The 7,278-nt window shown below is 55.2% G+C and carries 10 protein-coding genes and 1 pseudogene; 5 read left to right on the forward strand and 6 right to left on the reverse strand.

Annotation, left to right across the window (positions count from 1 at the left end):
• Nucleotides 1-672, reverse strand: a 672-nt coding sequence (yutH, locus tag VU18_RS12935; protein WP_047758273.1) for a spore coat putative kinase YutH, incomplete at its 3' end; no start/stop codon positions are given.
• A gap of 296 nt (nt 673-968) precedes the next feature.
• Here yutH and VU18_RS12940 point away from each other — a divergent pair.
• Complete coding sequence (locus VU18_RS12940; protein ID WP_011232437.1) at nt 969-1,466, forward strand: phosphatidylglycerophosphatase A; 498 nt, start codon at nt 969-971, stop codon at nt 1,464-1,466.
• 83 nt (nt 1,467-1,549) lie between these two features.
• Here the strand turns inward: VU18_RS12940 and VU18_RS12945 are convergent, their stop codons facing one another.
• Both VU18_RS12945 and VU18_RS12950 read right to left on the reverse strand, forming a co-directional pair.
• Nucleotides 1,550-2,320: a TIGR01457 family HAD-type hydrolase gene (locus VU18_RS12945; protein ID WP_020753752.1), complete on the reverse strand. Its 771-nt coding sequence runs from the start codon at nt 2,318-2,320 to the stop codon at nt 1,550-1,552.
• 24 nt (nt 2,321-2,344) lie between these two features.
• A complete protein-coding gene (locus VU18_RS12950) occupies nt 2,345-2,782 on the reverse strand; it encodes a DUF86 domain-containing protein (protein ID WP_047758247.1) in 438 nt (145 codons plus the stop codon).
• 98 nt (nt 2,783-2,880) lie between these two features.
• Here VU18_RS12950 and VU18_RS12955 point away from each other — a divergent pair, with 98 nt between their 5' ends.
• Both VU18_RS12955 and VU18_RS12960 read left to right on the forward strand, forming a co-directional pair.
• On the forward strand, nt 2,881-3,153 hold the full coding sequence (locus tag VU18_RS12955; protein WP_011232440.1) for a DUF3055 domain-containing protein: 273 nt from the start codon (nt 2,881-2,883) through the stop codon (nt 3,151-3,153).
• Nucleotides 3,154-3,211: 58 nt separating this feature from the next.
• A complete protein-coding gene (locus tag VU18_RS12960; RefSeq protein ID WP_047758248.1) occupies nt 3,212-3,496 on the forward strand; it encodes a hypothetical protein in 285 nt (94 codons plus the stop codon).
• Nucleotides 3,497-3,534: 38 nt separating this feature from the next.
• Here VU18_RS12960 and VU18_RS12965 read toward each other — a convergent pair whose 3' ends face one another.
• Entirely contained in the window at nt 3,535-3,810 is a 276-nt protein-coding gene (locus VU18_RS12965) for a YutD family protein (protein WP_013144326.1), read from the reverse strand.
• 112 nt (nt 3,811-3,922) lie between these two features.
• Here VU18_RS12965 and VU18_RS12970 point away from each other — a divergent pair, with 112 nt between their 5' ends.
• On the forward strand, nt 3,923-4,609 hold the full coding sequence (locus tag VU18_RS12970; RefSeq protein WP_033004697.1) for a YhcN/YlaJ family sporulation lipoprotein: 687 nt from the start codon (nt 3,923-3,925) through the stop codon (nt 4,607-4,609).
• A gap of 122 nt (nt 4,610-4,731) precedes the next feature.
• Here the strand turns inward: VU18_RS12970 and lipA are convergent, their stop codons facing one another.
• Nucleotides 4,732-5,628 (reverse strand): lipoyl synthase, encoded by an 897-nt coding sequence (gene lipA / locus VU18_RS12975; protein ID WP_013144325.1) that lies wholly within the window; start codon nt 5,626-5,628, stop codon nt 4,732-4,734.
• Nucleotides 5,629-5,794: 166 nt separating this feature from the next.
• Here lipA and VU18_RS12980 point away from each other — a divergent pair, with 166 nt between their 5' ends.
• Nucleotides 5,795-6,784, forward strand: a complete 990-nt coding sequence (locus VU18_RS12980) for a M23 family metallopeptidase (RefSeq protein ID WP_047758249.1) — start codon at nt 5,795-5,797, stop codon at nt 6,782-6,784.
• A gap of 248 nt (nt 6,785-7,032) precedes the next feature.
• Here VU18_RS12980 and VU18_RS20450 read toward each other — a convergent pair.
• Nucleotides 7,033-7,278, reverse strand: a pseudogene (locus VU18_RS20450) (ABC transporter ATP-binding protein); the annotation flags it as partial.

A 7,278-nucleotide genomic window follows, 5' to 3' on the forward strand; every position in this document is an offset into this window, starting at 1 on the left:
TTCCGCCAAATCGCGGGCGCAATGGTCATACACCCAGTCGGTCGGCAGCTTCGCTTCGATCCCCCCAACCCACTTCGCCTCGGGGAGACGCTCATGGCAAAATGCCGCGTAATCGATGCGCCCTGGTTCTTCGTCAATCTCCGTGTCCGCCACGTATTGCACCGCGTTTTCCGCCAAGCCTAAATAATACGGGAACGATTCGATAAACAGACGATCAAACAGCGACGACGGCCCGGAAGCGAGCTTGCTCGACCAAAACGCCTCCATTTGATCGATCCGCTTCGCCCACAGCTCCCGCCATTGGCCGATGCGCCGGCAGGCGACGATCGGCCATGGACATGTTCTCCCGCATTCATGCATCACCGCCAATTCCCTTCCGAGCGAACGAAAGCGAGCCGCCGGAAGCGGAGCGCGAACGAGCGCCAACGGCTGTCCATTATAGGAAGCGATATACGTTCCGGACGTCGTTTTGACCAGTTCTCCGACGCCGTCCACTCCTTTTGCCCGCAAATAGCGGCTCATTTGCTGGCGCTCTTCCATTTCCGCTTCGCTTTGCCCATCGGCGGGAACGAGCAAAAAACGCTCCTGCCGATGCCAAAAGGCCGCATGCCGTCCGCTTCGCTCCAACCTCTCGACGCGCATGCCATACTGTTCACGCACCCATTCTTCCATCGCCGCGCCTCCTTTTTCCTTTTTGCCGAAACCAGTCATTCCGCTCGTTCCACACCTTCATCTCATCGCCGCCCCATCGATGAGCCGATTCCGCCTCCGCTCCAGCATGAAACGGCCCCATTCACGCGCCTATGCTGATCAGCCAACGCATGGCCGCGGAAAAAGAGGGCTACTTTTTTATATATGACAGCGGGCGCCAAAAAAGCCGATGAGCATTTTTCTTTATATGACGGACTGATTTATGACATGATACATATATATAGAAAACGACTTTCTAAAAGAAACAGGTGAAGTTCATGAGCGAATTCATTATGAACAATCTGGAACAAACGGCTCGGCGCTGGCTTGAGGAACGGGGGGTGACCGTGGAAAAAATTGCGGAGCTCGTTTATTACTTGCAATCAAAATATCATCCCGATTTAACGATGGAGGAGTGCATCGAAAACGTCAACCGCGTCATTTCGAAACGCGAAGTGCAAAATGCGATTCTAACCGGCATCCAATTGGATAAACTCGCCGAAGACGGTCGGCTCGATGAACCGCTGCAGTCGATCATCCGCCGCGATGAAGGGCTGTATGGCGTCGACGAAATTTTGGCGCTGTCAATCGTCAATGTGTACGGATCGATCGGGTTTACGAACTACGGATATATCGATAAGCAAAAACCGGGCATTTTGCAATATTTAAATGATAAATCGACCGGAAAATGCAACACGTTTTTGGACGACATTGTCGGGGCCATCGCCGCGGCGGCGTCAAGCCGCCTGGCGCATCGGGCCGCCAATGCGGAGTAACGCCGGCGCCGCCCATGCGCGCCCTCCATCCGCGCCGAGCAACATGAAACGCCGCTTTGCCAAAAAAGGCAAAGCGGCGTTGTTTACAAGCGGTCAAGCCATTCCAAAAGCGAATCGGCCGTATACGTCGGCATCCGTTCGTAGCGGGCGAGCATTTCTTTTGTCGTAACGCCCGTATGGACTAAAAGCGTATCAATGCCAGCGTTCATGCCGGCTAAAATGTCGGTTTCATAATAGTCGCCGATCATCAGCACGTCCTCCTTCGGGACGCCGAGCACTTTGAGAGCCTGCTCCATAATGATTTTTTCCGGCTTGCCGATAAATGTCGGCTTCACCTGCGTCGATACGGCGACGACCGACGTCAGCGCCCCGTTGCCCGGCAAAAGCCCCCGCTCCGTCGGCAAAGCGATGTCGCCGTTGGTTGAGATGAACATCGCTCCATTTCGGACAGCGAGACAAGCGACAGCGAACTTTTCGTATGTAATTTGCCGGTCAATCCCGATGACGACGACATCCGCATCTTCGCCGGCCAAACGGAATCCTTTGTCCGCCAAGGCGGTTTGGAGCCCTTCTTCACCGATCACATACACGGAAGCATCCGGTTTCTTTTCAAAAATGTAATTCGCCGTCGCCTGGCTTGTCGTAAACACATGCTTCTCCTCCGCCGGCACGCCGAACGAACGCAATTTTTCCGCCACTTGCGCCGGTGTGCGCGACGAATTGTTCGTGACAAACAAATACGGAATGCCGCGGCGGTGCAGCTCGTTGACAAACGTACGCGCCTCAGTGATGCATTCGGTGCCGCGGTACATCGTCCCGTCCAAATCGATGAGGTAGCCGTTGTATCGTTTCAATGCATCCGCTCTCCTTTCCCGCCATCAATTGCGAAACGCCGACACCGGGCCGAGCTCGTTTTCAAGGTAAGCGCGCACCGCCTTCGGATACGCCTCCAGCGCCGGCAAATGTTCGTTCAGATCGGCGAGCAATTTCGCGTGATCGACGCGCGCATATTCGTGCACAAGCATTTTCCGATGGGCGATGAACGCTTTCAATCGGTCGGCATCCGCCGGCGAGATCACCTGTTCGTCAGCCAAAATGTCGATGATGTCGTTGTAGCTGCCTGGGTCGCGCATAATAAACCCATCGATCATGGCGTTGCCGACGTCCAACACCGCCTCGATGACGATATGAGCGATCCGTTCGAGCGCCAATTGCCGAAGCGGCTCGTCCCATCGCTTCTCGGCCTTGTAACGGTCCAGCATTTGTTCCATGTAGCTGAGTGTTTCTTCCAGTTTTTTGCGATCGACAAAATACATCCGTCATCCCTCCTCGTTCCTTTGTGCGATTTGCTGTCTCCCGTTTTCGCCGCCTGTCTGCTATGATGGACATAGACGAAAAAACAGGAGGGGCTCAAATGATGGGTGAACGGTTTTATTTATACGACGACACCGTCGAAGCGGCCGTCCGCTTCGTCAGTTTTGTCGGCGAGCGGCAGCGGTTTGATTTGGCGCTCATCGAAACGGATCGTTTTTACGGGAAGTGGCTCGTGCTCGATTTGCAAAGCAACCGCTTTGCCATTCTCGGGCGCGACGATTTGGAGGAGCCAGGCTATATCGAGCACGCTTACCAGCTTCATGAACAAGATGCCAACGATTTGCGCGCCTTTTTGGAGGAGTATCTCTCATAACCTTCCTCGGTTTCGGGCATCTTATGAAACAGCCCACGAACGAAGGAAGGTGAGACGAATGGCGGAACGGGAAACATACGCCGATTTTTCCATCGTCGAGAAACAGCGCAATTTCTTGACCGCCGAAGAGTTCCCAGAAGGGCCGTACGGCTCGCCGCGCCGCGACGACGCGCCGGTCGAAAACAAAAGCACGCCTTGGAAGGAAGGCCAGCGGCATTACAGCGCCTTCAACTACGAGTTTAAATCGTTCCACCAAAACATTCCAAGGCGCGACCCAGCCGCCCACCCGCCGCACGACGATCCGCATCAGAGTGAACAGTTTCCGTACAACGAAGGCGAATGACGAGGCAGCCGCTCGCGGCAAGCGGGCGGCTGCCGTGCTTACCGTTTCACCTTGCGCAACACAAAATACGCGCAGCCGAAGTTGCAATATTCATACAAATATTCGGACAGCGTGCTGATTTTCGTATCGTACGTCGCTTTTTGGTTATGGTCGTCAAAAAACCCGCGCAACCGGAGCTGGTTGTATCCCCAATCCCCGACAATGTAGTCGTACTTCGCCAAAATGTCCGCATATCGGGCGCGAAAGGCTTCTTCATTAAAGGCGTTTTTCACATTTTCCACCAGTTCGTAACAATGATTGTTAATGCAAATCACTGTTCTCACCTCGCCTTTCCACTTCCATCATAAACGATGCATCGCCCCCAATCAATTACTGTCATCAAACCATCATCCGTGTGCCACCCTAAAAGCGAAGGGGGTGCTGACGATGAGACGACCATGGTTGGCCGTTATGTTCGGAACGGCCGTCGCCCTAGCCGGCTGCGCACAGACGGCCGAGGACGACAACACCGATATTTACAAGCGGAGCGGCAACACGATCAATGTCACCGACCGCAACGAGCTGTACAATGAAAACGGGGTGCCCAACGGCGATGACACGCCGATGAACAACTTCGGCTACGTCCGCCATCAAAAAAGCCCGATCCTCGGCGATGCAAACGGCTATAACGACATGCCGTCCTTCAACCGCGAGAAAGCGGCTGATTTAATCAGCAAATTGTGCACCCAGCTGCCGGGCGTCAAAGACGTCGCCACGCTCGTCACGGATGAGGAAGTGCTCGTCGTGTATGACGCGGACACGAACAACCGGCAGCAAACGGCCGATCAAGTGAAAAAAACAGCGCTTTCCGTCGTTCCCCGCTACTACCATGTGTATGTCGCCGACAATCCGCAGCTGATGAAGGACATTGAGCGCTTCGGGCGCCTTGATTCGAACACGCGCAACATCGACCAAATTCTCGATGCGACGATTCAGCGGATGTTGAAATATCCGCAAGGGAAAAAACTGAGCGACGGGGAAAATGAAAACGGCGAAATGATCAACGAAACAAACGATGAATTAGACCGCGATTTCCGCGACGGCACGCCGCGGGCGACGAAAGCGGGGCGCTAGGGAAAAGAAACGGTCTGCCTTCTTTATGAAAGGCATGACCGTTTCTTCGCGTTCATCCGGCCGGGATGATGCTTTCAGCCGCTGAAACAACGCTTGCTTGCTTTCGTGCCGTTCGTTGGATGTTACGCTTTCAACTGCCGCGCTTTCGCCGCCTCGCTCACCTGCTCATCGGCATGGTACGACGAGCGGACGAGCGGCCCCGCTTCACAATGGCTGAACCCTTTGCTCAACGCGATTTCTTTCAGCTCTTGAAACTCATCCGGATGGTAATATTTCACGACCTTCAAATGCTTTTTCGTCGGTTGCAAATACTGGCCGATCGTCAAAATGTCGACATGGTTGGCGCGCAAGTCATCCATCGCTTCAATGATTTCCTCTTTCGTTTCCCCAAGGCCGACCATGATGCTCGATTTCGTCGGAATGTCCGGCTGCAATTCTTTCGCGCGCCGCAAAAACTCAAGCGAACGTTCGTACGTCGCGCGGGCGCGCACCCTTGGAGTCAAGCGGCGCACCGTTTCGATGTTATGGTTTAAAATGTCAGGGCGGGCATCCATCAAAATTTTCAAGTTTTCATACACCCCGCCCATATCCGACGGCAGCACCTCGATCGTCGTAAACGGGTTTTTCCGGCGGATGGCGCGCACCGTTTCGGCGAATACCGCCGCCCCGCCGTCTTTTAGGTCATCGCGGGCGACGGCGGTGACGACGACGTGTTTCAAGTTCATGATGCGCACCGATTCCGCGACGCGTTCCGGCTCCTGCCAATCGAGCTCGGTCGGCAGCCCGGTTTTGACGGCGCAGAAGCGGCAGGCGCGCGTGCAGACGCTGCCTAAAATCATAAACGTCGCCGTCCGCCGTACGGCCCAGCATTCGTGAATGTTTGGGCACTTCGCTTCCTCGCAAACGGTATGTAAACGGTTTTCCCGCATCAGCTTCTTTAAACCGATATAATTCTCGTTCGTGTTCAACTTGATTTTCAACCAGTCCGGCTTGCGGACGTGTTCTTCTTTCGTCGCCATCGTTCTCACTCCACTTGTCGATGATTGTTCATTTCTCATTATAATGAAAAGCGCAGGAAAACACAAAAAAATCGTCCATCAGACGATTTTCCTCCTTTTAACATTTATGAAATTCCCGTTTCTCCCCAAACTAAACATATGAAACGGGCGGAAAGGGGGAATACGCGTGCATCGATGGCTTGCCGCCATATCGGCGGCAGCGATGCTGTGGATCGCCGCCGGCGCGGCTTCGGCGGCGGAACAGGAAGAAGCGATGTATGAAAAGCGAATGGAGCTGTACAAAAAGGCCGAAGCCGTTTCCTTGATCCCGTGGTATTACTTTGCGGCCATTGACCAGTATGAGCGAAACGTCCGGCAAGTGCGCCGCGACCTGCCCAAGCCAGCCGGCGTTCTCGGCATTTATATGAAGCCGGAAATATGGGCCGGGCCGCTGAACAAAAACCCGCATGATACAGACCCGTTCACCATCTCCCAGTTTGGCGGCCTTGGCGTGGACGGAGACGGAGACGGCTATGCGCGGGCGGATGACGATGACGATGTGATCATGGCCATGGCCCGCTATTTGCAGACGTACGGCATCGATCACCGCCATATCAAAATCGCGCTTTGGAACTATTACCAACGCGCCAAAACCGTCGACTTGATTTTAGGAAAGGCGAGAATTTATAAAAAGTATCAGACGTTGAAATTGGACAACCACGTGTTTCCGCTTCCGCTAGGGGCCAATTACAGCTACCGCGATACATGGGGGGATGCGCGCGGCTGGGGCGGGCGGCGCATTCATGAAGGAACCGACATTTTCGCCGGCTACGGCGTTCCGGTGCGCTCGACGTGCTACGGCATCGTCGAGCTGAAAGGGTGGAACAAATACGGCGGCTGGCGCATCGGCATCCGCGACATCAACAACACGTACCACTACTTTGCCCATTTGAACGGCTTCGCCGCCGATCTTCGCGAGGGGCAAATCGTCGAGCCGGGGACGATCATCGGTTCGGTCGGCAGCTCTGGCTACGGTCCGCCCGGCACGGCGGGGAAAATTCCCCCCCATCTTCACTACGGCATGTACAAAGACAACGGCTATACCGAATGGGCGTTTGACCCGTACCCGCACTTAAAAGCATGGGAGCGGGCCGAGCGGCAACAACGGCGCCGCTAGCCGCGCGGGGGCCGGCGCGACGGGGTTCTCTCCGCCAACGCCAGCCGCCCAAATCAGCGGCATGTTTTTTCAAGAGCAGAGACGTCCCGGACGCCGATGTTTCCCGTCCGTCCATCCCAGCCGGCGTTCGCCGGCCGAAACGGCAATGACGGAAAAAGGCTGATCTCCAAGTTGGAATCAGCCTTTTTTCCACGGCGGCACAACCGTCCGAAACGGCTTTCCGCTGACGTTCTTCCGCCTATCGCTTCTCAATGCCCGCCCAAATACGCCTGCTTCACCTGCTCGCTCGCCTGCAGCTCGCTCGCCGTTCCCGACAAGACGACGCGCCCCGATTCAAGGACATAGGCGCGATGGGCGATGGAGAGCGCCATATGGGCGTTTTGTTCGACAAGCAAAATCGTCGTCCCCGACTCGTTGATTTCCTGAATGATGCGGAAAATCGTCTTGACCAAAAGCGGCGCGAGCCCCATTGACGGTTCGTCAAGCAAGAGCAG

Source organism: Geobacillus sp. ZGt-1 (genome assembly GCF_001026865.1).
Classification (GTDB): Bacteria; Bacillota; Bacilli; order Bacillales; family Anoxybacillaceae; genus Geobacillus; species Geobacillus thermoleovorans.

Excerpts from the sequence above, each read along its gene's own strand:
- VU18_RS12970 (WP_033004697.1), top strand. The coding sequence starts at position 3,923 with ATGAGACGACCATGGTTGGCCGTTATGTTCGGAACGGCCGTCGCCCTA.
- lipA (WP_013144325.1), bottom strand. The coding sequence starts at position 5,628 with ATGGCGACGAAAGAAGAACACGTCCGCAAGCCGGACTGGTTGAAAATC.
- VU18_RS12955 (WP_011232440.1), top strand. The coding sequence starts at position 2,881 with ATGATGGGTGAACGGTTTTATTTATACGACGACACCGTCGAAGCGGCC.
- VU18_RS12960 (WP_047758248.1), top strand. The coding sequence starts at position 3,212 with ATGGCGGAACGGGAAACATACGCCGATTTTTCCATCGTCGAGAAACAG.
- VU18_RS12940 (WP_011232437.1), top strand. The coding sequence starts at position 969 with ATGAGCGAATTCATTATGAACAATCTGGAACAAACGGCTCGGCGCTGG.
- VU18_RS12950 (WP_047758247.1), bottom strand. The coding sequence starts at position 2,782 with ATGTATTTTGTCGATCGCAAAAAACTGGAAGAAACACTCAGCTACATG.